The sequence below is a fragment of the Pandoraea anapnoica genome, from assembly GCF_902459765.1.
Lineage (GTDB): Bacteria > Pseudomonadota > Gammaproteobacteria > Burkholderiales > Burkholderiaceae > Pandoraea > Pandoraea anapnoica.
In genome coordinates, this window is the sequence record NZ_CABPSP010000015.1 from 14,043 (window position 1) to 37,763 (window position 23,721).

The 23,721-nt window shown below is 59.6% G+C and carries 21 protein-coding genes and 1 tRNA gene; 12 read left to right on the forward strand and 10 right to left on the reverse strand.

Translation table 11 applies throughout. The features are described from left to right. Window positions 1–18: 18 nt before the first annotated feature. The 7 genes from mdtD to gloB all read right to left on the reverse strand — a co-directional run bounded on the left by mdtD (window position 19) and on the right by gloB (window position 9,838). Window positions 19–1,473 (reverse strand): multidrug transporter subunit MdtD, encoded by a 1,455-nt coding sequence (gene mdtD, locus PAN31117_RS21700; protein ID WP_246189210.1) that lies wholly within the window; start codon window positions 1,471–1,473, stop codon window positions 19–21. A 73-nt stretch (window positions 1,474–1,546) separates the two neighbouring features. After that, on the reverse strand, window positions 1,547–3,448 hold the full coding sequence (locus tag PAN31117_RS21705; RefSeq protein WP_150740037.1) for a propionate--CoA ligase: 1,902 nt from the start codon (window positions 3,446–3,448) through the stop codon (window positions 1,547–1,549). A gap of 124 nt (window positions 3,449–3,572) precedes the next feature. Further along, window positions 3,573–3,917, reverse strand: a complete 345-nt coding sequence (locus PAN31117_RS27835; protein WP_217429697.1) for an ATP-binding cassette domain-containing protein — start codon at window positions 3,915–3,917, stop codon at window positions 3,573–3,575. A gap of 39 nt (window positions 3,918–3,956) precedes the next feature. Then, the gene (locus tag PAN31117_RS21715) at window positions 3,957–5,792 is read right to left on the reverse strand and encodes an asparagine synthase-related protein (RefSeq protein ID WP_150740038.1); all 1,836 of its coding nucleotides are present in this window, start codon (window positions 5,790–5,792) and stop codon (window positions 3,957–3,959) included. A 102-nt stretch (window positions 5,793–5,894) separates the two neighbouring features. Next, window positions 5,895–6,656, reverse strand: a complete 762-nt coding sequence (locus PAN31117_RS21720; protein ID WP_150740039.1) for a lasso peptide biosynthesis B2 protein — start codon at window positions 6,654–6,656, stop codon at window positions 5,895–5,897. Window positions 6,657–6,943: 287 nt separating this feature from the next. Further along, entirely contained in the window at window positions 6,944–8,635 is a 1,692-nt protein-coding gene (locus tag PAN31117_RS21725; RefSeq protein WP_150740040.1) for a transglycosylase SLT domain-containing protein, read from the reverse strand. A 375-nt stretch (window positions 8,636–9,010) separates the two neighbouring features. Beyond that, a complete protein-coding gene (gloB, locus tag PAN31117_RS21730; RefSeq protein ID WP_150740041.1) occupies window positions 9,011–9,838 on the reverse strand; it encodes a hydroxyacylglutathione hydrolase in 828 nt (275 codons plus the stop codon). A gap of 14 nt (window positions 9,839–9,852) precedes the next feature. Here gloB and PAN31117_RS21735 point away from each other — a divergent pair, with 14 nt between their 5' ends. The 4 genes from PAN31117_RS21735 (at window position 9,853) to PAN31117_RS21750 (ending at window position 12,364) form a co-directional block, all read left to right on the forward strand. Beyond that, window positions 9,853–10,719, forward strand: a complete 867-nt coding sequence (locus tag PAN31117_RS21735; RefSeq protein ID WP_150740042.1) for a methyltransferase domain-containing protein — start codon at window positions 9,853–9,855, stop codon at window positions 10,717–10,719. An 11-nt stretch (window positions 10,720–10,730) separates the two neighbouring features. Beyond that, a complete protein-coding gene (gene rnhA / locus PAN31117_RS21740; protein WP_150666503.1) occupies window positions 10,731–11,177 on the forward strand; it encodes a ribonuclease HI in 447 nt (148 codons plus the stop codon). A 97-nt stretch (window positions 11,178–11,274) separates the two neighbouring features. Next, window positions 11,275–12,015 (forward strand): DNA polymerase III subunit epsilon, encoded by a 741-nt coding sequence (gene dnaQ, locus PAN31117_RS21745; protein WP_150740043.1) that lies wholly within the window; start codon window positions 11,275–11,277, stop codon window positions 12,013–12,015. A gap of 274 nt (window positions 12,016–12,289) precedes the next feature. After that, window positions 12,290–12,364, forward strand: a tRNA-Val gene (locus tag PAN31117_RS21750). Window positions 12,365–12,773: 409 nt separating this feature from the next. Here the strand turns inward: PAN31117_RS21750 and PAN31117_RS21755 are convergent. Continuing rightward, complete coding sequence (locus tag PAN31117_RS21755) at window positions 12,774–13,250, reverse strand: helix-turn-helix domain-containing protein (RefSeq protein WP_150740044.1); 477 nt, start codon at window positions 13,248–13,250, stop codon at window positions 12,774–12,776. Between the two features lie 146 nt (window positions 13,251–13,396). Here PAN31117_RS21755 and PAN31117_RS21760 point away from each other — a divergent pair, with 146 nt between their 5' ends. Then, on the forward strand, window positions 13,397–14,122 hold the full coding sequence (locus PAN31117_RS21760; protein WP_150740045.1) for an FkbM family methyltransferase: 726 nt from the start codon (window positions 13,397–13,399) through the stop codon (window positions 14,120–14,122). Between the two features lie 373 nt (window positions 14,123–14,495). On the opposite strand, the gene PAN31117_RS21765 is transcribed toward PAN31117_RS21760, so the two are convergent. Together PAN31117_RS21765 and PAN31117_RS21770 are read right to left on the reverse strand one after the other, a co-directional pair. Continuing rightward, on the reverse strand, window positions 14,496–15,008 hold the full coding sequence (locus PAN31117_RS21765; protein WP_150740046.1) for a hypothetical protein: 513 nt from the start codon (window positions 15,006–15,008) through the stop codon (window positions 14,496–14,498). Window positions 15,009–15,075: 67 nt separating this feature from the next. Beyond that, window positions 15,076–15,708 carry a hypothetical protein gene (locus PAN31117_RS21770; RefSeq protein WP_150740047.1) on the reverse strand — a complete coding sequence of 211 codons (633 nt, stop codon included), beginning with the start codon at window positions 15,706–15,708 and terminating at the stop codon, window positions 15,076–15,078. A gap of 893 nt (window positions 15,709–16,601) precedes the next feature. On the opposite strand from PAN31117_RS21770, the gene PAN31117_RS21775 reads away from it, so the two are divergent. The 7 genes from PAN31117_RS21775 to PAN31117_RS21805 all read left to right on the forward strand — a co-directional run bounded on the left by PAN31117_RS21775 (window position 16,602) and on the right by PAN31117_RS21805 (window position 23,413). After that, the gene (locus PAN31117_RS21775) at window positions 16,602–16,835 is read left to right on the forward strand and encodes a hypothetical protein (protein WP_150740048.1); all 234 of its coding nucleotides are present in this window, start codon (window positions 16,602–16,604) and stop codon (window positions 16,833–16,835) included. 36 nt (window positions 16,836–16,871) lie between these two features. After that, a complete protein-coding gene (locus PAN31117_RS21780) occupies window positions 16,872–18,548 on the forward strand; it encodes a VapE domain-containing protein (RefSeq protein ID WP_150740049.1) in 1,677 nt (558 codons plus the stop codon). A gap of 839 nt (window positions 18,549–19,387) precedes the next feature. After that, window positions 19,388–19,846, forward strand: a complete 459-nt coding sequence (locus PAN31117_RS21785) for a hypothetical protein (protein ID WP_150740050.1) — start codon at window positions 19,388–19,390, stop codon at window positions 19,844–19,846. 5 nt (window positions 19,847–19,851) lie between these two features. After that, complete coding sequence (locus tag PAN31117_RS21790; RefSeq protein ID WP_150740051.1) at window positions 19,852–20,634, forward strand: hypothetical protein; 783 nt, start codon at window positions 19,852–19,854, stop codon at window positions 20,632–20,634. 135 nt (window positions 20,635–20,769) lie between these two features. Continuing rightward, window positions 20,770–21,030, forward strand: coding sequence for a type II toxin-antitoxin system HigB family toxin (locus PAN31117_RS21795; protein WP_150740052.1), 261 nt, complete (start codon window positions 20,770–20,772; stop codon window positions 21,028–21,030). Continuing rightward, window positions 21,027–22,244 (forward strand): ImmA/IrrE family metallo-endopeptidase, encoded by a 1,218-nt coding sequence (locus tag PAN31117_RS21800; RefSeq protein WP_150740053.1) that lies wholly within the window; start codon window positions 21,027–21,029, stop codon window positions 22,242–22,244. Before PAN31117_RS21795 ends, PAN31117_RS21800 begins: the two co-directional genes overlap by 4 nt. Before the next feature lie 2 nt (window positions 22,245–22,246). Next, window positions 22,247–23,413: a beta family protein gene (locus PAN31117_RS21805; RefSeq protein WP_150740054.1), complete on the forward strand. Its 1,167-nt coding sequence runs from the start codon at window positions 22,247–22,249 to the stop codon at window positions 23,411–23,413. Window positions 23,414–23,721: the final 308 nt, after the last annotated feature.

Sequence of the window (23,721 nt, forward strand, 5' to 3'; positions counted from 1 at the left end):
TCCTCTGACAAAGCGCCGCTAGTTCGCAGGCGGTGGCGGCGTCGTTGCGACCGCCTGTGCCTGTGCAGCGCCATCGTCGTTGGCCATCTGCTCGCGGTCCGTCAACTGCGCGAAGATCCACGCCGAGCAACACGTAATCAGGCCGACGCACGCGAACGTTGCACGAAACGCGGGTAGCGCGCCCACGCCCGCCGCCTCGCCGAACGCGCCCGTGAACGTCACCAGCAGCGCACCGCCGACCGTCAGACCGAAGCTCATCGCCAGCATCTGCACGAGCGAGAACAAGCTATTGCCGCCACTCGCATCGTCCGGATTCAGATCCTTGAGCGTCAACGTGTTCATCGCAGTGAACTGGATCGAGTTGATGCCGCCGAGAATCCCCAACTGAACGATGAGCAACGGCACCGGATAGTGGGGCGTGACAAGCGAGAAGCTGGCCATCACTGCACCGGCCAGTATCGTGTTCCACACGAGGACAGATCGATAGCCATAACGCACGACCAGATGCGTCGCCAAACTCTTCGCGAAGATGCCCGTAATCGTGATCGGCAGCATCAGCAACCCCGCCTCGAACGCCGTATAACCGAGACTGACCTGTAACAGCAGCGGGACGAGATACGGCACGGCCGCGATCCCGATGCGGGCAAAGAGATTACCGAGCAGCCCGACGCTGAACGTGTGCACGCGGAACATTGCAAGCGAGAACAACGGCTGCGGTGTCCGGTTCGCATAGAGCCCGTAGGCGACGAAGCCTGCGAACCCGACCACAAGCAACACCAGCATCAGCGCGTGCGCGCCCGCCATGTCGGCGTGACGGTCGAGCGCCAGCGATGTCGCGACCATGCCCACCGACAGCAGCAAATAGCCTTTGACGTCGAATGATGTCTGGTGCGGTGCGCGCGCATTCGTGAGGAAGAAGTGGGCCGCCACGCATCCCGCAACGCCCACCGGTACATTGATCAGGAACACCCAATGCCACGACGCGACCTTCACGAGCCAGCCGCCGAGCGTCGGCCCGATGAGCGGCCCGATCATGCCAGGCACCGCGACGAACGCCAGCGCCTGCAAATACTGCTCGCGCGGGAACGTGCGCAACACGGCCAGACGCCCGACCGGCAAGAGCATCGCGCCACCGAAGCCCTGCACGACGCGCCATAAGACCAGCTCGTCGAGCGTGCTCGAATAGGCGCACATGGCCGAGCCGATGGAAAAGATCGTAAGCGCACTGGAAAAGACGACGCGCGTGCCGAAGCGGTCGGCAAGCCACCCCGACAGCGGGATCGTCACGGCCATCGTCAGCGCATAGGCAATGACGACCGCCTGCATGTGCAACGGCGACTGACCGAGATCGCGCGCCATCGCAGGCAGCGCCGTGTTGACGATGGTCGAGTCCAGCGTCTGCATGAAGAAGCCGACGGAGACGACCAAAAGCATCGCTTTCTGCCGCCAGGCGGCCTGATCGGGTGAGGTCATGACGTTGGGCTATGAAGAGGCACAACGCATCATACCGGCATCGCCACCGACGACAGAAGCGACCAGACGCTACTTATTTCCCGGCGACCGCCTCCCTCACCTGCTCAAGCGCTGCCGGATCTTCGATGGTGATCAGATCCCCTGTCTCACGTCCCTCGCAAATGGCCTGAATGGCGCGACGCAACAGCTTGCCTGAACGTGTTTTGGGCAGCATCGAGACGAAGAACACGCGCGCCGGACGCGCCACCGCCCCGAGTTGCTTGTCGACGGTCCTCATGACATCGCCTTCAAGCGCAAGACGTGCGTCCGGCGTGTCCACCTGCTCCGGTCGGCGCAGCACCGCGAACGCCATCGCCACTTGCCCCTTGAGCGCGTCCTGCACACCGATCACCGCGACTTCCGCCACCGCCGGATGGCTCGCGATGCTCTCCTCGATCTCACGCGAGCCGAGCCGGTGTCCGGCCACGTTGATCACGTCGTCGGTGCGCCCGAGAATAAAGTAATAGCCATCCTCGTCGCGCACGCCCCAGTCGAAGCTCGAATACAGCGTGCGGCCCGGCACCGTCTGCCAATACGTTTTGACGAAACGCGCGTCGTCGCCCCAAAGCGTGCTGAGGCAGCCCGGCGGCATCGGACCTTCGATGGCGAGCACACCCTTCTCGTTCGGTCCGCAATCCTCGCCCGTCGCCTCGTTGACGAGCTTCACGTCGTAGCCGTACACCGGCTTGCCCGGCGATCCCAGCTTGCTCGGCAGGACTTCAACACCGCGCGCCATGCCGAGAATCGGCCAGCCTGTCTCCGTCTGCCAATAGTTGTCGACGACCGGTTTGCCCACGCCCTCGGAGAGCCATCGCGCCGTGGGCTCGTCCAACGGCTCGCCTGCGAGGAAAATCAGTCGCAGTGACGACAGATCGTACTGCGTGAGATACGCCGGGTCCTGCTTCTTTAGCACGCGAATCGCAGTCGGCGCGGTGAAGAGCTGCGTCACCTTGTACTTCTCCACGATGCGCCACCAGATCCCGCCATCGGGACGGATCGGCGTGCCCTCGTACATCACCGTCGCAATGCCCGCGAGCAACGGCGCGTAGACAATGTAGCTGTGTCCCACCACCCAGCCGATGTCCGACGCACAGAACATCGTGTCTCCGGGCTTCGCACAGAAGATGTGCTCCATCGACGAAGCCAGCGCGACCGCATAACCGCCGGTGTCGCGTTGCACGCCCTTCGGCTTACCCGTCGTCCCCGACGTGTAGAGGATGTAGGACGGCTCACTCGATTCCATCCATTCGCACGGGACGAACGCGTCGAGGTGCTGTGCGCGCAGCGGCGCATAGTCGACGTCGCGCCCTGCAACACGTTCCATCGGTGCAAGTCCACGGTCGATCAGCAGCACGCTCGACGGCTTGTGCCGCGCGAGCGCGACGCCTTCGTCGAGCAGCGGCTTGTAGGGCACGACCTTGCCGTTACGCGAACCGGCGTCGGCAGAGACGATGACTCTGGGTTGCGCGTCGTCGATGCGCGCGGCGAGATTGACCGATGCGAAGCCACCGAATACCACCGAGTGAATCGCGCCGAGACGCGTGCACGCGAGCATTGCGAACAACGCCTCCGGCACCATCGGCATGTAGATCAGCACGCGCTCACCACGCGTCACACCCAGCGATTGCAACGACGCCGCCATGCGGTTCACTTCCGCCGCGAGCTCGTCGTACGTGTAGACACGCTCCTGTTCGGTCTCCGTCGACACCCACACCAGCGCATTCTGCGTGCCGCGAGACGGCAGATGACGGTCCACCGCGTTGTGGCAGATGTTGGTCCGCCCACCGACGAACCAGCGCGCAAAGGGTGGCTTGTCGTATTCGAGTACCTGATCGAAGGGCGTCTCCCAGTCGATCAGTTTGGCCTGTTCCTCCCAGAAGGCCGCACGCGAGTCCGGAGCAATCGAACGGGCGTGAAACGACGCGTACGAAGTCATGTTGTCTCCTTGCATTATTGGCATTCAGTGTGCGCGTTGACGCTTACGGAAGGCTTACCGGGGCACCGGGCACATGCCTGAAATGCTAGGGGATTACGCGGAGATCGGGGGGATTTCTGCCTATTTAGGCGAGATCCGGGACGGTGGCGGCCGTCGGCGGCGCGGCTGGCGCTACTGGTGCGACTGGTGCTTCGGCTTGCTGCGAATGCCACATCCGGGCGTAAAGGCCGCCGTGACGCAGCGGTGCCGCGCGGTCGCCTGTTTCCACGATGCGAACTTCTGCGCGCGAGGGCAACACGAGACCCGCCATTAGCCGCAGTAGCGTCGACTTCCCTGCGCCTGAGGGACCGACGAGCGCGACATACTCGCCCGCCCCGTCGCGCAGATGCTCGTCGACGCTGACCAGTGCTCTCGCCACCTGCGACGCCAACGCACCGAGCATGGCCGCAGGCAACGCGAACTGAAGCACCAACGCTGCGACATAACGCGTTCCACCCCGCCTGTCGCGTCATGTCGTCGCCTCGTTGCCGGGACCACAGGATGCGTGTTGCCCACGCCGTCCATCCGCGCCGGATGCTCCCCCAACACCGCCCGCCCCCTGCCGCCAGCCGCGCACGAACATCTCGACGGAGTACAGGCGGCGAATCGTCGCCATCGATTCGAGATGATGATGGGCAATACGGCCGATGGCGCGACGACAGGCGTCGCGATCGATCCATCCGGACGCCGCACAATAGCCCTCCAGACAGACTTCCTCGACGTGCCGCAAGTTGGCGGCCACGCCTGCGCCGACACCACCCGTGATCATCCCCTTGTCGCGACGCCAAAGGTTCGGCAGACCACTGGCCAGATACGCCGCACGACGTAGCGGCAAACGGTTGTGCATAGCGTTGAAGAGCCGGTACGTCGGCATCGCGAACCCGGCTTCGACGACCGGTTGTGTGAGGAATGGAAACGCCGTGCCGCCTGCGGCCAGCGACGGATGCACCTCGATGTCGCGCAGGTTGCCAAGTGTGCCGAGAATCTGTGCGCGCTTGCCCGGACGCATCCTGAGCGACCATTGCGCCAGCCATGCCTGCGCGAGCGGTTCGCCACGGCATGGCTCGCCTGCGCAGGCGGCGACTGTCAACAAACCGTCTTGCAGCGCAGCCAGCGGGTTCGCATGGCGTTGAAGCAGTTGTCCAAACGCCCCCCGCGCGACCGACCAAAGCGGCAAGCGCTGCATGATCGCCAGATCTCGCCATGCACCGAGCGCACGACGCCAATGACCGTCCGCGAAGGCATCGAGCAAGGCACCGTCAGGCGGCGGCGCGAGGAAGATGGCGTCGCCGCCGTGACCGTTGACGAGGCGATGCTCGCGGTACTGCATCAGTCGCTCACGCACGGCATCCAGTTGCGCGAGCATGCACAAGTGCGTGGCCGGACGCGCCAGGCGTGGAATGTCCGTCGGCGGCGAGAACGCCGCACACGCGATATCGAGACGCTCGAACGCCATGCGCACATGCCTCGCCACACTACCCGCGTGATGCGATTCGTCGCTGGACGGCGACGCCGGATCGCAGTGATTCACCGCCGTGCATTGGCCGGCGAGTCCCGACTGCGCGAGCGCAAGCGCCAGCGAGGTCGACGCCACGTCGCCCGAGAGTTCCAGCACCGCCGAGCGGTCGTCGAGACAGCGCTCCGTAGAACGTCGTAACACGCCAAGCAGGCCGGTGCCCGACGTCATCTCATACACCTCACTCGCCGCTCCACACGACTGCCATGCGGGCCACCAGACGATGCGCGTCTTCGGCGCACCACGCTCAGGAATCCACAGGGCGTGGCCCAGCGGCAAACGCTCCACGTCGTATAACGCACACTGCACGCCGCCCACGTCGCCGTGCACAAGGAAGGATTTGAGCGCAGTGCTATCGAACGATGGATCGTCGCCGACAAGCGCCGCCGGGTCCGAAGCAACATGCACCGCGCCGTCGCGACAGAAGCGGTAGTACGTCGGACAGTGACCGCATGGGTCACACAGCACCTGCGTCGCCCCGCACCAGCGGTCATGCACGATGATCCGGTAGTGCCCCCAATACTGCTGCACGAAGCGCTCGGGCGATTCCAACGCCAGTCTCGCCAGCTCCAGCCCCGGCAACACTTCACGGCCGTCGTCCTTGTGAAACACACGACCGCTCACGTACCACGCGAGCAATTCGCTCTGATCGCTCACATGGCGACGGTCGTCGTTTGCTTCGGGACGAATCCGGGCGGCAGGCTGGCCGTCCAGCCCCCGTAATACGACGGCGCCGGGCAACGGCACGTAACGCTCGGCCGGTCCTGGTCTCAGACGGGCAAGTTGCATGACAGGCTCCGTGTTGGATGGCGCGCCGGTGGGGGCGCTGATGAGGTTCAGGCGGCGTGTAGATGTACCGAAGCGCGAAGACGAGACCACGCGAACGGACGATCAGACCGGCGTCTCGTAAATAACGGCAAGCTGTTCGCGACGTCGCGGGTCGTCGCCAATCACACGACCCTGCGCTTCCGCCCACGCGTGGGCATAGAAAGGCTGGCGCTGTACACCGATGACCAGTTGCAGACGCAGCCCGTCGTGCGCGCACCACAAGGCAAGCGCCGCGTACCACGGCAGGCAAGGCGTGCACTGTGGATAACACAACGCCGCGCGGTGCATCGCCGCGACGTACGGCGCGTAATCGCCGGGCAAACCGTATTGCGTGTCGCGTCGTTGCTGGGCGGCATTGATGCGCCCGATAACGCCCGCCATACGTGTCTTGCGCGTCGCTCGCTGGGCTTGCCAGAGCCAGTAGCTCGCACGCATCACATCGCGAGCACGCGCGTTGCCCGCAAGATCACCGGGCATCGCCAGCCAGGCATCAAAGCCGAGACGAGGTGCCATGTCGCGCGTGGCGTGTCGCGTGTCGGGCATGGCCTGCTCACCGGGCGCGAGTAGCCCCTCGGCGTCGAACATGTCCTGCATCGCGGGCAGCGTCGGCGCAACGTCCTGTGGCGCGTGACGCCATCCGATCAGCCGACGTAGCGCCTGAGATTGCGCGTACGACAGATTGAAGTAGCGATCGTGAGCGAGCTTGAGCACGACGACGTGTGTGTCTATCCCGACGATATGAACGTCCGGTGCCAGATGACGGAAAACCGGCGCGTCCGCACACGCGCCGGTTCCGATTCGCGTCGAATCTGCCACGTCAGGCATGACCTCCGGTCACCGGCGGCAGCACGTCGAGTTCGGTCACTTCCTTCGTGGTTCCCAGATCCTTCTTCATTTAGGATTCCTTTTTGAACGAATACGAACGGAATTGTCCGCATCTTCATCATAGGAAACGGGAGCCGATGCATTTATGGGAATTTTCCGAAGGCGCACGTGAACTCCATGCAGAGACTTGCAGGTCAAGGCGAGGCGAGGTGATGCGTAACGGCAACACCAAAACAAAACGCCCGTGAGGCGAACCTCACGGGCGTTTGCGATAACGTTGCGTCGGCTTAGCGTTGCGCGGTCTTGGTGACCTTCGTCGCAGGCTTCACGGATGACTTCGCGACAGCCTTGGCAGGCGCCTTCGCGGCGGCCTTGGCCGGTGCCTTAGCTGCGACCTTGGCCGCCGGTGCCGCCTTGCTGGCGACCGCCGTCTTGGCCGGCTTGGCGGCCGGACGGTGGTCGACCACACGAATCATCTTGCCGTTCTTGCCACGTACCAGACGCGTGCGCGGTGCATCGTCGTCATCCTTCGCCGCGACCGGCTCCGGTGCGGAGGCGGCGAGCACGCGCGAGGCTTCCTTCACCGGCACGTGCAGCACCAGCAGCTGGCCCGACGTCAGCGTATCGCGGCGCAGACGGTTCCAGCTCTTGATCTGCGCAACGCTCACACCGCTGCGCGATGCCACGCCAGCGAGCGTGTCGTGCTTGCGGGCGCGCACCATCACCTTGCGGGTGTCGGGCAGATCCGGTTCGAGGGCCAGCACGGCGCTGCTCGCGACCGAGGCGCTGATGTCCTGATCGATGTCGTCCGAGCGCGGCACCAGCAGCGTCGAACCTGCCTTCAGGCGCATGCGCGGCGCAATGTTATTGACCGAGCGGATGACGGCTGCGTCGACGCCCAGCTTGCGCGCCACGTCTTCCGGACGCTCACGCGATGCCGACGTGTACGTCGTCCAGCTCGACAACGGCTTGTCGTAGCCCTTCAGACGACGCTGGAACACTTCGGCACTTTCAAACGGCAACAGAATTTGCGGCTGTGCAGCACCCAGAATCACTGGCTTGCGGAACGACGGGTTGAGTGCACGGAATTCGTCGAGCGGCAGATCGGCCAGCTTGGCGGCCAGCGCCACATCGATATCGCGCTTGGTGGTGACGCTCACGAAATACGGGTGATTCGGAATCTCCGGCAGCTTCACGCTATAGATGTCCGGATGCGCAATGATGTTCTTGATGGCCTGGAGCTTCGGCACGTAATAGCGCGTCTCCGTGGGCATGCGCAGGCTCAGATAGTCGGTCGGCAGACCTTGTGCCTGATTACGGTCGATGGCGCGCTGCACGTTGCCCTCGCCCCAGTTATAGGCGGCCAGTGCAAGATGCCAGTCGCCGAACATCGCGTAGAGCTTCGAGAGGTAATCGAGAGCGGCGGTCGTCGAGGCGAGCACATCGCGGCGCTCGTCCTGGAACATGTTCTGCTTGAGGTTGTACGTCTTGCCCGTGCTGGGGATGAACTGCCACATGCCGGCGGCCTTGGCCGTCGAGAGCGCCTGCGGGTTGTATGCACTTTCCACAAACGGCAGCAGCGCGAGTTCCGTCGGCATATGACGACGTTCAAGCTCTTCGACGATGTGGAACAGATACTTCTCGGAACGCTGAATCATGCGCTCGACATACTCGGGGCGCTGCGCGTACCACTGGGTACGATCCTGCGCGAGGTCGGTGTCGAGGTCGGGAATGGAGAATCCGTGGCGGATGCGCGACCAGAGATCCGCGTCGTCGCTGCCGTAGGCCAGATCGTTGATCGAGTCGTTGTCCAGATCGATCGTCTGATCGCTGGAGACGCGCTGCTTGCCTTTTACGGTCGAAGCGACAGGCGACTTGCTCTGCGCATCGGGTGTGGAATTCGATGCACCTGTGGTCGGCGCTGTGCTGGCACACGCTGCGAGAAGCAGCGTCAGGAGCAAGCTAACGATAAGTCGCATTGATCGGGCTCGATTTGGGTTACATCTTCATGAAATTGGCAAGGATGTTAAGGAAACCCTTCAGATGCGTCAACCTTTCTGCCTAATTTTTTTGCAAAATTTACGCAGAAATGGCCCAAAAATAAGGGTTATCCCCGAGTTTGAATTCACAAATTGTGGCCGCGACGAGACGCATTTTCGACGCGCTTTGTGACAGTCCGCACGTATACGATGCCATCGATACGACACCGAAACTTCACACTCGGGGCGATTCGTCAGGGCGGAGCAGGCGGTGACAGACCTGTCAACGCCTGCTCCGTGACAGAGCGCATGACGCGCAGCGTTGTTGACAGCGCGGCGCTTGCACAGCTAGCGCTTTGCGCGCCAGCCGTGAAATCAGCGAAAGGTGTCCTTCCAGCCGCGCACGGTCGCGAAGACCGCTTCGCGCGAGAGCGACGTGCGCCCCGCGTGGGCTTCGGCGGCCGCGACCACGGCCGGGGCGTCGCTGCGAAGGAAGGGGTTGGTCGCGCGCTCCTGGGCGAGCGTCGTGGGCAGCGTCGGACGACCGGCCGCACGTAGCGCCGTCGCTTCCCGATGCCACGCGCCGAGCGCCTCGTTATCCGGATCCACGGCGAGCGCGAAGCGGATATTCGATAACGTATATTCGTGCGCGCAGTGCACGAGCGTGGCGGGCGGCAGCGCGGCGAGCGTGTCGAGCGATGCAAGCATTTGCGCAGGCGTGCCTTCGAACAGCCGCCCGCAACCGCACGAGAACAACGTGTCGCCGCAGAACAGGTGCGGAGCACCCGCGGCACCGGCCCCCAGGAAATACGCGATGTGGCCAGCGGTGTGGCCGGGCACGTCGATCACCTGAAGCGTCATGGCGGGCGACGCGATGTGCACCGTCTCGCCGCCGTTGTGCGGATGATCGACGCAGGCGATCGCCTCATGTGCGGGACCGTGCACCGGTACGTCGAAACGTTCGAGCAATGTGTCGACGCCGCCGATGTGGTCGGCATGCTTGTGTGTGACGAGGATGGCGCGCAGCGTGAGGTTGCGCGAGTCAAGATAGGCGAGCACCGGGGCGGCATCGCCCGGGTCCACCACGACGGCATCTTTGCCGTTATCGACGACCCAGAGATAATTGTCCTGGAACGCGGGGACCGGAAAAACGGTCAGTGTTTCGGCCGACTGGCCACTCACCGCATCTGCGTGCGCATCCATATATACTCGCCACCATGTCAGAACGTCCGATTATAGACTGGCCCGTATGGCTCGTCTCACCGCCAGGCCGCTACGCGCTCGCATGGGAACAGGCCCTCTTCGACCAATGGGTCGGGGATCTGTTCGGCTATCACGCGTTGCAGCTCGGCCGTCCCGAGCTTGATACGTTACGCGAAAACCGCATGCCCTACCGGGGCCTCATCCTGCCCGCCGCGCGCGGCCCGGAGGCCCCGCCGCTCATGACCAAAGCCGCAAGCGACACGACCAGTTGCGCGCCATCCGGCACGCCCGGAGGTGCAAGCGCGGAGATGGTCGCACGCGATATCCTCGTGAGCCGCTTCGACGAACTGCCGATCGCCACGGCCAGCACAGATCTTGTGGTGCTGCCGCACGTGCTCGAATTTGCCGAGAATCCTCACGACATCCTGCGCGAGGTCGAACGCATTCTCGTGCCCGAAGGTCAGGTCATCATTACCGGATTCAACAACCTGAGTCTATGGGGCGCACGGGAGGAACTGGGTCGGCTCGCCGGCGCGCCGTTCCTGCCACCGGGGGCCGATCTGATTGCCTTCACCCGCCTGAAGGACTGGCTCAAGCTGTTGTCGTTCGATATCGACCGTGGCCGCTTCGGGTGTTATCGTCCGCCGCTTCGTGGCGACCACTGGTTGCAACGTTTCGAATTCATGGAGCCTGCGGGCGACCGCTGGTGGCCGATCTTCGGCGCGCTGTATGCCGTGCGTGCGGTCAAGCGCGTCAAGGGCATGCGTTTGGTCGGCAAAGTCCGCAAGCGTATACTCGGCCTCCAGCCAGCGGCGGCACCGGTTGCCACACCGAATACCACGCATCGCCAACTGGCGGAAACGACCGAAGCGTCCGATTGATTGTTTGAGAGATGACCTTGCCGCAAGTTGAGATCTATACCGACGGCGCCTGTAAAGGCAATCCCGGCCCCGGCGGCTGGGGCGCCCTGCTCGTCGCGGGCAAGCACCGCAAGGAAATGTTCGGCGGTGAACCCAACACCACGAACAACCGCATGGAGCTTCTCGCCGTCATCCGTGCGCTCGAAGCCCTGAACAAACCCTGTCAGGTTGTGCTGCATACCGACTCGCAGTATGTCCAGAAGGGCATCAGCGAGTGGATTCACGGCTGGAAGGCGCGTGGCTGGAAGACGGCCGCGAAGGAACCGGTGAAGAATGCCGACCTCTGGCAGGAGCTGGACGCCGTCTCGCAGAAGCACGATATCGACTGGCGCTGGGTGAAGGGCCATGCGGGGCACGACGGCAACGAAGCCGCCGACCAGTTGGCCAATCGCGGCGTCGAGAGCCTGCGCCGCGGCTAAGCCCTTCGCATCATCCGCGCACTGCGTGGGGACGTTGTCATTTGCAATGGCCCGCAGTGCGCCAATTCCGAAAGCACACGAAACACGACCGAACATCATGCGACAACTGATCCTCGATACCGAAACCACCGGCCTGAATGCCAAGACGGGCGACCGTCTGCTGGAAATCGGTTGCGTCGAACTGGTCAATCGACGCCTGACCGGCAACAACCTGCACTTCTACATCAACCCCGAGCGCGACAGCGATCCGGGCGCACTGGCGGTGCACGGCCTCACGACCGAATTCCTGTCCGACAAACCCAAGTTCGCCGAGATCGCCGAGCAGTTGCGCGAGTACTGCCGCGACGCCGAGATCATCATTCACAACGCGGCGTTCGACCTTGGCTTTCTCGACATGGAGTTCGGCCGCCTCGGCTGGCCGCCATTCATGCAGCATTGTTCGGGGCTGATCGACACGCTGCTGCGTGCGCGCGAAATGTTCCCGGGACGCCGCAATTCGCTAGACGCGCTGTGCGAACGACTCGGCGTGAACAACGCACACCGTACGCTGCACGGCGCGTTGCTCGATGCGGAACTGCTCGCGGACGTCTATCTCGCGATGACGCGCGGTCAGGAAAGCCTCGTCATCGACGACAGCGAAGATGACGAGAGCAACGACGGCGTGCCGCGCGAGAAGATTTCGTTGCGTCAGTTCGATCTGCCGGTGATCCTCGCGGCCAGTGAAGAAGTGGAGATGCACGATGGCGTACTCAACGGCATCGACAAGGGCATGAAGGGGACGTGCGTGTGGCGCAAGGAACCGACGCCGCCGGAAGGCGAAGCACCGGCAGCGCCCTGATTGCACGATCTTTCGGCGAATACGGCGAGCCTCGCGAAAAATTCGCACAAAGCCCTTCCCAAACGAAGAAAACGTCCCTATAATCGCTGTCTTTGCTGCTTGCGAGTCATCGCAAGAAACGACGTGAAGTGATCGAGAGATATCATCACGACGGCAGCAAAACAGAAGAAAAGAAAGGTTGCAGACTTCTACGAAAACAGTTAAAGTTCTGCTCCTGATTGCGAAAGAAGAACTTCAGCAATCAACACTAAGTCATTGATTTAGTTAATGATTTGGGTGGTTAGCTCAGCGGTAGAGCACTGCCTTCACACGGCAGGGGTCACAGGTTCAATCCCTGTACCACCCACCAGATTCCCTGGTGAGTATTCCCAGAAGAAACAACGGCTTAGGTTTAACGACCTAGGCCGTTTTTCTTTTCTGCGAGCCAATTCCTAGCTGCGCCGCAAGACTGCGCGAGTCTTATGCACGTCCTACGGTTCCGGCGAATTCTGCTTGGTTTAGGTCCAAGCCGGATTGCTTGGCCGCCGCTATTTTACCCTGCCGGACTCGACAGGCAGGGGTATCGAGTTGCGGCGATGGGAGCTGGCGAGGTCGCGCGCCCCACCCTTTTTGCGGCCTGACTAGTCGGCACGCCCCTCTGCGCTAGTGGCTGCCCATCCGTGCAGCAAGCCGCCCGCGCTCCGTAGAAGTGTCCAAACCGGGGCCGCGAGCGGTCGAAAAATCCCGCTAGGCGGACGGCGCGGCAAGACCGGGTAGGGTCAGCCAAACTCGTTCAGCGCATCCCACCGCACAGCCCTCACGATCCCCCAATTCCCACTGGCATTCGGTCTACGCCACTGAGCCACGTCTAGCTTTTCCAGATAAGCCAACGCCTCATCGAAGCCATCAAACGATTGCTCGTCCTCTTTTGGACCAACGTGATACCTGTTTGATCGTCGCATCCTCAGACCGGGATGGAAACATGTGCCGTCTGCAGCATAGGGCACACGAATGGGCGCGCGCTGTGCATTCGCTATCGGCTCATTGCTGATGAACAGCTTGTGAACTTCGACCTTAAGGGCTACAGCAAGGATTTCTATTGCATCCAGAGACGGGTTGCCCTTGCCGCGCTCGATGCGGCTCATGTAACTGCGGGCAAAGCCGCAATGATCGGCGAACGCTTCCTGCGACAAGCCGGTAGCTTGCCGCAACGCTCTTACCCGATCTCCGAATCGCTTTCTCAGATGATGTTCCACGGTGGTGACTTTCGGTCAAATGACCACCAATCAGCCACGCACCAATCGGACACGCACTATTCGTAACAAATTTAAGATAAGATTACTCTTTGGAAACGGCCCGATAGGTCGTGGTGCCCATCAAATTCGCATCCGAAACCAAAACGATGAATCTTCTCGCCGGTTGGAAGCACAATTTTTTCGACGCCCACAGGCTGTATGCCCAGTGGGAGCAAACCCACCTTAAAAAGGTCTTTGACCGTTTTGATGTCGACTGTGTTTTCGACATCGGAGCGAATCAAGGGCAATACGCCGAAATGCTCAGGCGGCGGGTCGGATATAAAGGGTGGATCTTTTCGTTTGAACCGAACCCGCGCGATGCCGCGATCCTAAGGCAGAGGGCCAGAAACGACAGTAAGTGGACCGTGAGTGAGATCGCCATCTCAGATCAAGACGGGTCGGCCACCTTCAACGTTATGCGCGCCAGCCAGTTCAGTTCCCTGAGCGCCCCTAGTCAAGCCGATACCAAGCTATTCGAGCAAATGAATCGGGTCGAAAAAGTTGTGACCGTTCAGACGTGGACGCTTTCCACTGCGCTATCTCGACTTCGGTTGCAGCAGAATTTTTCTCGACCGTTTCTGAAGATGGACACGCAAGGCTATGACGTCAATATCGTTAGAGGGTCGCCGCAGGCTGTGCGTGAATTCATCGGCCTGCAGAGTGAGCTTTCAGTGGCAAAGCTATATGCCGATGCGATGGACTTTCGGCAGGCCATCACAGAATATGAGCGCCACGGATTCACACTGAGTGCTTTCGTGCCGAATAATTCCGGGCATTTCCCGCGCCTTATCGAAACGGACTGCATCATGGTCCGATCGGATTTAGTGGGTTGACTTCGGCCAAGGGTTCGCGGAATCGCCCGGAGCCTGCGAGGGCCCACGCCGCGCGACGAACTCGGCCCGTAGATTGTCCGAATCGGAGCCGAGAGGGACGAAAATAGCCCACTAGGCCATTCGGCGCGAGCGGGCTGGAGTTACCGGGCCGGGGCGCGCCTAGCCGCCCTACGCCCGATTTAGCGCGTTTTGCACGGCGGCACGGACAACGCCCGCAACTCGCGCCTAGCCGCTGCGCGTATGGACTTGTTGCCGTTGGGGTATCGCGCCATCTCTTCGAGCAAAGCTATCGCCCTCCCCCTGCTCCAGATTTTTTCGTGCTGACCGCTTTCCCACAGTCGGTCGAACTCCTCTCGCGTCATCATAGTTTCGTTCATGCTGCGGCCTCGCTGAAGTCCCGGTATTTGATCCGCGCGAGTGCCTTTAGCGACAAGTCATATGGCAAATCCTTTGCCGCCCGTTCACAGAAGTCGCCATACTCCGCGACGGAGCCTGCTACGCCGCCCAGCACGCCGCCCTTGCTGATACGGTCCTCATGATATTTACGCGACCGTGACGGCAACAGCCCGATGTCGATGAGGTAGTCGATGATGGACAAGAAAGCCCACACACGCTCGTCCCGCTGCGGCTTTGCGGCGATTGCCAGTTGCCAGAGGCCGCTGACCTGATCCCCTTGTACGCTTGTGGAGAAGGTGATCGCAAACTGAAAAACCAGCCATCCATTCGGCAGCTTGAACGTGCCGCTGAGCATCGCGAGCTTTCCGTCAAGGTTGGTCACGCTCGATATAAATTGGACATTGTCGAAGCACGGTTTGAGATTCGGAATCGTGTTGATGGCTCGGCACAGCTTGGCGAAGAGAAAAGTCTCCGCGATTTTTTTATTCATGATTTATCAATACTAAAATTTCTATCAAGTTGCCGTGCTCTTCCAGTTGCAGCGCGGCCACACATGTTTATTCTTTCCCTTCGAACATGGCGTAGAGCGCTTCGTCGTTTACCGAGACTGGCGCCAAGCCCAACTTGATGCGTGCGATGTTTTGCGGCGTATCCATTTCCATCGCCGCCTGGAGTTCTATGGCCCTTTTCGCAGCGGCCTCGCGCTGGAGCCTCGTTTCGTGGTCTAGGGCGAACCAGCTGCCGCCGTCCTGACCATTGCGGCGGCTGATAAGGCCAGCCGCGTCATCCGGATTGCCCTCTGCGGAGGGGTGGATGATGGAATCGACTTGGGTGGAAATCTTCTGGATGGCCGCCGCAATCGCCTTAACAAAGCGCGGGTCGCGCGCGAGTGCTTCGAGTTCGGGATAGCCCGAGTCGCGACACGTGATCAACGCATCAAGCCCCGCCGCGAGGGTGGTTGCGGCCTTGACGCATTTCCCAAGGCGCGCGCGGTCTTGAAGGCCGAGCGTTGACGGGGTGACGCTGCGCAGGCCCTTAACGGACGGCACTACTGTGTCCATAGCGTTAGCATGCGCCTTAGCACGCTTCGTGTTGAAGCCGTTGGCAGCGCGGTAAATTTCGCGTAGTTGATCATTCGTTAGAGTACGAACACCGCGCGGAATCTTGTCGTGAACCATACGAGTTGCCATAGTAACAATCCTTTAAAATAGGATTCCGAATATTTTTAAGTAAATACGAGCCGTTCGCCTATAAATAATCTAAGGCAAGTCAATGTCTTCCACGCATCAACGCACTCAAAGCGAGTCACGGAGTAAAAACATCAAGTGCACCGAAATCTAGAAAAAATCCCGGGTGGCGCGTGAAGATGAACGACACTCTTCGGACTAGCACAAAAAATGTGAACATCTTCCGCACAGATTGAAAAATATTTTGCTAGGCAATCGGCTACTGTTGAACAACAATAGACGGGCTTACTTGATCCGCTCCTAGCGTTCTGCTGAAGCGGAGGCATCAAGCAAGTCCGGCGAAAACCTCTACGGCACTCCTCGCCACGGTCTCGACTGGGTTGTCCTGCCCCCTCCGGCAGGAGACCAACAGAAAATCCGCCTATCTCGGCAAGCTCGATTGGTCGCACAACGCGGCCTGAGTCGCTTCGAGCCCGTCAACCTCCCGATTTGTTTTTTTAATTTGTCGCCGCGATTACGCAGCAGGCGTCTGCTCGTACACGCTTGCGATTTCACAATTTGGAGCAAGACCAAAATGGCACTTATATACACCGTGGAAACCATCAACGACATCGAGAAAGGCCAGCTTTGTCTCGACATGGATCGCAGGGCACTCGCTTACGTACTCTCGTTCGTCAATCCCAAGCAACGCTCAATCGCCGCCCGGCAAGCCAAACGGCACATGTTTAAACATGGAATCAATGCTAAGACTCCCTCGAAAGAGTAAGTCCTGCAGGCCGGTGGCCCGCAGCTTCGTGCTGCGGGCTCTTGTTCGAACGGCGATATGGCGGTGGCCTAAATGGACATGCGTAAAGACGCGAGAATAGAGCCGTACCGAACGCACCGAGGAGCGACAGATGCAAGGCAACGCAAATATCACGTTCGTTACTTCGCAGGAGTTCCGCGACGAAGTGGAAAATGCTGCCGCGTCGCTGGGCCTAACGAAGAGCGAATTTATCCGGCTGGCCGTTATCTATGCGATGAAGGAGCGCCCAACCGCCGCGTTCGCCGCGAGAAGCGGCATGCGCCGCAAGGGAAACCCTAACTTCGGCAGGAAGCCTGCGGGGTCAAGAAGAACCGCTGAGGCTTGAACCCAAACGGCTTCGATCGATAATTGGCATCGATAGATGTGGCTATCAAATAATTACTTTCAAAAATTTAGTATGCCTAATAATTATGGAACCAACAAAGAAAGCGATGAAAACTCCATTTCAAATAGATACTCGCCATCATGTATTGGGGCGATTTCTAATGGATTCGAGGCCGGCAATCGGGCCGTCGAAGAGAGCCTAGCGCGTCAAATCGAGAACGAAAAGGCGAGCGAAGCCGCTGCTGCGGCGTTGCTTAAAGAGCCGGACATCGTCAAGCGCGCGAAGGCGCTGTTCATGGCGCAGCAGATCCAGTTCAAGGACGTGAAGAAGGTGCGGCAGGGCGACGCGTTTATCACGCAACCGCTCATGACCGACGAGAATAAACTTTGCGTGCTGAACGCGCTGTTTGGTGGCGTGGAAGATATCCCGCATCGCGATAGCTATCGCGGCCGCATCGTGGATCACGAGGATAAGATCATTGACGATCAATACCCGGTCACGCGCTTGGTCGCGGCTTTCTCTGCCGCCGGGTTGAAGGGCGTTCCCTTGAAGGCCGCGCGAGAAGTGATTAGGGAATACGCGCTAGACCACGAGCGCAACGACTTGATCGATCGCTTGGAGAAGAAAATCCCGGAGTGGGACGGCAAGCCGCGAATGAAGAAGAAACTGATTGAGCTATTCGAGTTGCGCGATACGCCGCTGATCCAAAACGTCGGCCAATACTTCTGGCTGTCTCTGTTCAACCGAATGATGATGCCGGGTTCGTTGGCTCCGATTGCGATTGCCCTCATTGGGGCGCAAGGCTGTGGTAAATCCCTCTTCGCAAAAAAGCTTTGCCAGATTCTTACCGACGATGAAGAGTCTGATTCGGTCCAGTTGAACCTTGACGGCGACTGGATGGAGTTCTTACGAGCGATAACGGGCAAAAGCGTTATCGCCACGGTTGGTGAAATGGCCGGCTTCACGCGAGCCGACACCAACAAGATCAAAGATATCACCACGCGTACTTCTGACCAGATGCACTACAAGTTCGAGGGCACGTTCACGCAACAGCGGCAGTGGATCATGATGCTGGACGGCAACAAGTATGAGCTTCAGCGCGACGAGACCGGTAATCGGCGGTTTATACCGCTCTTCTGCGGCCAGTTGGCGGATGTCGGCGGACAGCCGCGCTGGCGTCAGGACTTTGAGGCGATATTCGATGATAACGAGCGCGGCATCTGTTTCGAGGATGACGTGTGGCAAATCATGGCCGAGTGCGCCGAATGGATGGACGACAACGGCGAGTCGGGCTATACGGCGTTTGTCCGAGAGGTAGTGCGACAGGTTACGGCATTTAACGCCGCAGAGGTTGCTGCAGAGCGCGGCATTGTGGTGGACGGCGATATTGAGACGTATCTCGACTTGGCCTTGAGCAAAGTGAAACTTGAGGTCGTTCCGATGCGAGATGGCAGCGGCAAGTGCTGCGTACGCGTGGACCGTGTGGCGCTGCACGATGTAATTCACGACCTGTCGAACGGTAAAGCGAAGATTCACCCGAGCGGCCTGCTGAAGGCGATGGCCGCGCGTGGGGCTGAGGAAGTGAAACCTAGCGGCGTTCGGAAGTATCGGTTTGCGCATCTGGCGGACCAAGATGCGTTCGATGCGATGCTGGCCGCGCGCAACCCGTCGCCTGATGACGAAGCCGCGAAGGTGGAAAAAGAGCGATTCTGAACTGGTGCGATGTAGATGTGCTTGTGCGGCGTTGCTCGGTTCGGGTGATGCCGTTTTCGTTTCTGCGGACGTTTGGCGGCGTGATTTGACATTCTTTCGCGTGCGGCGGCGCTTAGAGCGTCTGACGTTCGGGATCTAAGGGCTGGGGCGGATCTAAGAGCAGGACACCGGAGACCCTTTAGTCGCGCGGCTTGTACATTGGTCGGGACGGGCTTAGACCTTAGAGATAGAGACGGCGCGCTTTTGCAACTATATATACCCTCTTTATCTCTCTACTTACTTTCTACGTCTAGATATCTAAGGTTCTAAGGGTCTAAGAAAGGGTAAACGCTTGAAGGTAAAGGAGAATTCGCTAGAGCGATTCTTAGACCGCCCGGACTGCTGCGGCTATCACTTAGGTCTAAGCCCGAATAATATCCATCATCCTACGCAGCAAGCAGCTTCGGACCACGGGCCGTGGACCTTTCCCTCAAGCGCATCCTGCGCAACCCTCGCGGCTATATCGTCGGCCCAAACCAGACGGCGTGCACGCCAGCGACGAATGGCACCCTGCCGGATAAGGGCTGTCGCTCACAAGCCGTACAACAGTCGACTGAGCCGTAAGACGCGGGACGGACTCGCGGCGGTATTTCAGCGACGAACCGCCCGCCCGAAATACCCGAAGAGCAGCCCCGGAACGCGCGCCGCCCAGCGAAAACCGTGTTCTCGCGGCCTGCATCGACCCAGCCCACACAACCCTACCCGAACGCCCCACGAACGGCTCCGGCAGCGCCAGCTAGACCACGACACTAGCGCCCGTCAAACTCGCGCGTAATACCTAGTACATTGGATCAATAGATATGGTCGCGGCCATCGAAACATTCAGCAACGAATTCATCGCGCACATCCACAGGGACGCGCTGCTGCGTTACGTCAAACTTCGCGCCGATGGCCACACCAGCATCGCAGCATTGACAGGCGCTTTCGGTCACGAGTACGCCATGACCATGAACCCGTTCGCTTACATCAACCTCATCGAAACGTCGGACGCATACAAACGCACGCTGGTTACGGCTGTAGCGGAAAAAAAGGACAACCCCATCTGGGACTCAGAGCAAGCAGCCCGTGTGCTCTTCTCCATCGCTACCGACGAGACCGCCAAACGCGCCGAGCGCATCGCGGCAGCGAAAGAGCTCAATGTGTTGTTCGGCATCACGATCATTGACGACAAGGGCAACACGCGGCGCGGCAGTCTAACGCTGGACGACCTGCTGAAGATGACGCCGTCCGCTCCGGGCACCGCGTCGAAGGCACACTGAGCGCCATGCTAGACCGAGAGACCTATCAACGCCTTCTCAACGCACATGGGCGACGCGTCGCTAATCGCGCGGCCGTTGAATCGACACCAAAGAATCAGCGCGGCTGGACGGTCTTCTACGCGTGCTACGGCAGCGAGCGCGACCTGCCGGAAAACGAGCGCTCGAAGCCGGGAAACCCCGCCAACGCGTTCGACCCGACAGGATGGAACGCCCTATACCAGAATCATCCGACTGACGAGCGCGGCGCACTTCACCACGTGACAAACGGCCAAAGTAAGTATTGGCTCGATCAGTTGCTCGGAGCGCGGGAATTCTGGGGAGGCTGGGTCATCCGCTTTCTATATGACAGCCTAGAATTTGGTGGCGAGTCGAACGCCACTTGGGACGCCATCGCAGATGACCAAGGCGAGTTCATGTCGGCGGCGGACGGCGGCACCTTATGCGCTTGGCAGCCGGGCTGGATCGGATGGAAAAATTGGACGCGCAGCCTTAGCGATAGCGACTTGAAAAATCTGCGGCACGTGCTCGGGTGGCTGCGCGGTAGCGAATTTACCCATCAATGGCCTGGGCCGGGAACACCGGAGAGCGCGGCATTCAAGGTGACGCCCAAGGTGGAAAAAAATGACGTTTTCCTGAACGCGCTACTGGCTCAGCCCCCTGGCAACGCCTCGAACTACGCGGCCAGCGAGCATACGGGACGCTCAGCGCCAGCTGAGGCGCGCTTCGATCAAGCAGACAGCGCACTCCGCACGCAAACGAAAGGGGGCAAGGCGAAACCAACGAAGTGACGTGCCTTGCTAGCTGTTGAGGAGAAGCCCCCCCCCTTGGGAATGAAAAAAGCCAGCCACCATATAATGTTCCCAAAATGGGAACTTTACAGTCGATGATTTGCCGAGTATAGTGATCCCAAATTGGGAACAAAAATGCGGTTACTCGGCAAAAACAAACTTCAGTTGAATTTGGACAGAGACGCGCAGATCTGGCTTCGAAGCTGGATTGCGGAGTTGATGTCGGCGCACTGGAAGGCTCCGGCCGACGTGCTGGCGCAATTTCCGAAAGCGACCCCTGTATCGTCCGATACATTTCTATTCAATGTGGGAGTGGCTGCGTGGATCATCGAACTGTCCGTGCACTTTCCGCAGGAAATCGCATTGGTAGTGCGAATGGAACAAGCTGCATCATGAATGACCTGAAAGTTATTAAGACGGATCAGCAGTATCACGAGTACTTGGAACAAGTTCACTCATTGATGATGTTGCATCCTGAGGCGGGTAGTACGGAAGCCGAGCGGCTTGAGTTGCTTTCTATTTTGGTTGACTCTTACGAGTCGCATCGCTTTCCAGTTGAGGCTCCGGATCCAGTTGATGCAATCGTCTTTCGGATGCAGGAACGCAGTCTCAAGCAGTCGGACCTTGTTCCGTATTTTGGCACACGTAGCCGAGTATCCGAAGTGCTGGGGCGTAAGCGCCCATTAACCGTGCCGATGATCCGTGCGCTCTCCATTGGTCTGGGAATTTCCGCAGATACCCTGGTAGGACTCGGCGCTGTCAAAGACGAACAGACAGAGGACGTGGTCGATTGGGCAAAGTTTCCCGTGAAGGAGATGGTCGCGCGAGGATGGTTTGCAAAATTTTCGTCGAAGGTATCTAAGAATGCTGATGACCTAGTAAAAACGTTTTTTTCTGATGTCGGCCTGCAGTTCGGTGGTGCAGCGTTTCGGCGAACGATCGGCGGGCAAGCTTATTCCCTGACAACGAAGTATGCGCTGCATGCTTGGCTGGCTAGGGTGATTCAGAAGGCTAGGGCACGTACCGATGTGCCTCGAGATTTTCGCTCGGATGTCCTGTCTGGTGATTTTTTGCGTGAGCTGGCACAGCTGAGTTGGTTCGAGCAAGGGCCGTTACTTGCTGTAGAGTTTCTCGAGAAATACGGAATAGTTGTGGTGATGGAGTCGCAACTGAAAGGGACTGCTTTAGACGGTGCGGCTTTTAAGGATAGCAATGGAACTCCGATTATTGCATTAACGCTTCGGCAAGATCGACTTGATAATTTTTGGTTCACGCTTCTTCATGAGGTTGCTCACATTTGGAAACACGTAGGTCAGGAAGAGACGTTCCTTGATGATCTTGAAGTGTCGAGTGAGGATCGCCGTGAAGTCGAAGCAAATAGATTGGCACGTGAGGCATTTATCCCGCGGGTTGTGTGGAAGCGAAGCGACGCCTTTGTGTCACCGAGCAAAGAAAACATCGATGCACTTGCTCGTGAGTTGAAGATCAGTCCAGCTGTTATTGCGGGCCGACTGCGCCGCGAGCTGAATAACTATCAGCTCTTTAACGACATGGTCGGCTACGATCAGGTCAAGCGTCTTTTTGCGAACCGTTTGGGTCAAGGGGTATAAGAATGCTGACGTATGTACCTATTCTTCGTGCCAAAGAGGGTGAATTCGAGGCTCTGCGCAATATGAAGCCGAATGTTGCGCGGTATACGGTACCGTTGGTCGAGGTGCAGAAGCAGCCCGCACCGAAGCCGGTGAAGCCAAAAACAGACGGCGGCGCACAGAAGCGCATTCGTGCCCTCAAGCCGCCGAAATCCTTGCAGGACTACCTTAGTGACGTTGCGGCGAAACTCGCGGACGCTCACAGAGATCGGCCGCTTTTCGTCGATATGTACGCGTACGGGCCTGCGGACAAGGTCGAAAGCGGAGAACACGTCTATACGTACATGTGCGGTGAATTGCTTGCACATCGTATGAATGTTCATGCTGTAGTCGGCCTCGATCGCTGGGGGAGTGCCGAGTACCGCGCGGCGGTTGGTCGCGTCCTGGGTCTTAATGGAGGGAAGGCGCTGCTTCGCCTGGAACCAGAAGATCTGGAAGAAATGAGCGACCCAGAGGCGTTTGACGATCTCCTGGGGGATGTGCTGGATGAATGCGGCCTAGTCGCAGGCAATTTGCCTCTCCTGATTGACCTCGGGGATATCAGGGGGAAGGCACTCGCGGATTTGTTGCCGAGCGCCAGCATGGCGCTAGAGTTCTTGCGTCTCCGTGGCTTCACGCAGGTGGTCGTTGCGGGCTCCTCTGTGCCGACCAGCATTAACGAGGCGGTAAAGAAACAGAATTCCACAGGGTTTCTGTCACGGCTCGAGATGATACTTTGGAAAGCCTTGTTGCCGTCAACACCGGGGATTCGTGTAGTTTTTGGCGACTACGGTGTTCGCAGTCCGCGTTCGAACGACAACATCGCGCCGGACGCAAACGGGAAGATCCGTTACACGATTGCCAACGAGTTCTTCATCGTGCGCGGGCAACCGATGTCGGCGCCACCGAAAGGCGAGCAGATGTGGGGTTTGGCTGATCAGGTCGTGATGTCGGCGCACTACGCGAACGAGGGGTTCAGTTGGGGCGACGCCATGATTAAGGCCTGTAGCGAGCATAAGATCAAGGGAAATTCGACGAACTGGATCTCGTTCGACACGAGTCACCACATGGCGGCGGTGATCTCTGAGGTATTCGAGTATGCGCGTGCTGCGTCTGGGGTTAGTGCGTTGAACCGGCCGCAGATGGCTTAACTCGCGCGACCTGAGCTGGATTTGCTCGACATCAGGTCTCGGCTTATGCACGTGAGCCAGCATGAACACACAGCGCGGGCGCTTAACTGAGAAGGATCACACCAGCCGAATGAATGGCGCAGAACGGAAGTCATTTGCTGCCTGCCCCCCCCCGCCGGATCAATTCACGCGTCTTGTCCGCGTCCCGTCGTTCACGCCCCTAAGGTGCATCAGCTCGGCGACTGCCCGCAGTAGGCAGGGGCCGCACGCTGTAAACGAGAATGGCTGCGGCAGCCAAGCCGCGGGTATATCGTCAATCTTTTGCATCT

Bases quoted from the DNA above. Each gene is read 5' to 3' on its own strand.
- mdtD (WP_246189210.1), bottom strand. From the start codon at position 1,473: ATGACCTCACCCGATCAGGCCGCCTGGCGGCAGAAAGCGATGCTTTTG.
- PAN31117_RS21705 (WP_150740037.1), bottom strand. From the start codon at position 3,448: ATGACTTCGTACGCGTCGTTTCACGCCCGTTCGATTGCTCCGGACTCG.
- PAN31117_RS21715 (WP_150740038.1), bottom strand. From the start codon at position 5,792: ATGCAACTTGCCCGTCTGAGACCAGGACCGGCCGAGCGTTACGTGCCG.
- PAN31117_RS21720 (WP_150740039.1), bottom strand. From the start codon at position 6,656: ATGCCTGACGTGGCAGATTCGACGCGAATCGGAACCGGCGCGTGTGCG.
- PAN31117_RS21725 (WP_150740040.1), bottom strand. From the start codon at position 8,635: ATGCGACTTATCGTTAGCTTGCTCCTGACGCTGCTTCTCGCAGCGTGT.
- gloB (WP_150740041.1), bottom strand. From the start codon at position 9,838: ATGGATGCGCACGCAGATGCGGTGAGTGGCCAGTCGGCCGAAACACTG.
- PAN31117_RS21735 (WP_150740042.1), top strand. From the start codon at position 9,853: ATGTCAGAACGTCCGATTATAGACTGGCCCGTATGGCTCGTCTCACCG.
- rnhA (WP_150666503.1), top strand. From the start codon at position 10,731: ATGACCTTGCCGCAAGTTGAGATCTATACCGACGGCGCCTGTAAAGGC.
- dnaQ (WP_150740043.1), top strand. From the start codon at position 11,275: ATGCGACAACTGATCCTCGATACCGAAACCACCGGCCTGAATGCCAAG.
- PAN31117_RS21760 (WP_150740045.1), top strand. From the start codon at position 13,397: ATGAATCTTCTCGCCGGTTGGAAGCACAATTTTTTCGACGCCCACAGG.
- PAN31117_RS21765 (WP_150740046.1), bottom strand. From the start codon at position 15,008: ATGAATAAAAAAATCGCGGAGACTTTTCTCTTCGCCAAGCTGTGCCGA.
- PAN31117_RS21770 (WP_150740047.1), bottom strand. From the start codon at position 15,708: ATGGCAACTCGTATGGTTCACGACAAGATTCCGCGCGGTGTTCGTACT.
- PAN31117_RS21775 (WP_150740048.1), top strand. From the start codon at position 16,602: ATGCAAGGCAACGCAAATATCACGTTCGTTACTTCGCAGGAGTTCCGC.
- PAN31117_RS21780 (WP_150740049.1), top strand. From the start codon at position 16,872: ATGTGGCTATCAAATAATTACTTTCAAAAATTTAGTATGCCTAATAAT.
- PAN31117_RS21785 (WP_150740050.1), top strand. From the start codon at position 19,388: ATGGTCGCGGCCATCGAAACATTCAGCAACGAATTCATCGCGCACATC.
- PAN31117_RS21790 (WP_150740051.1), top strand. From the start codon at position 19,852: ATGCTAGACCGAGAGACCTATCAACGCCTTCTCAACGCACATGGGCGA.
- PAN31117_RS21795 (WP_150740052.1), top strand. From the start codon at position 20,770: ATGCGGTTACTCGGCAAAAACAAACTTCAGTTGAATTTGGACAGAGAC.
- PAN31117_RS21800 (WP_150740053.1), top strand. From the start codon at position 21,027: ATGAATGACCTGAAAGTTATTAAGACGGATCAGCAGTATCACGAGTAC.
- PAN31117_RS21805 (WP_150740054.1), top strand. From the start codon at position 22,247: ATGCTGACGTATGTACCTATTCTTCGTGCCAAAGAGGGTGAATTCGAG.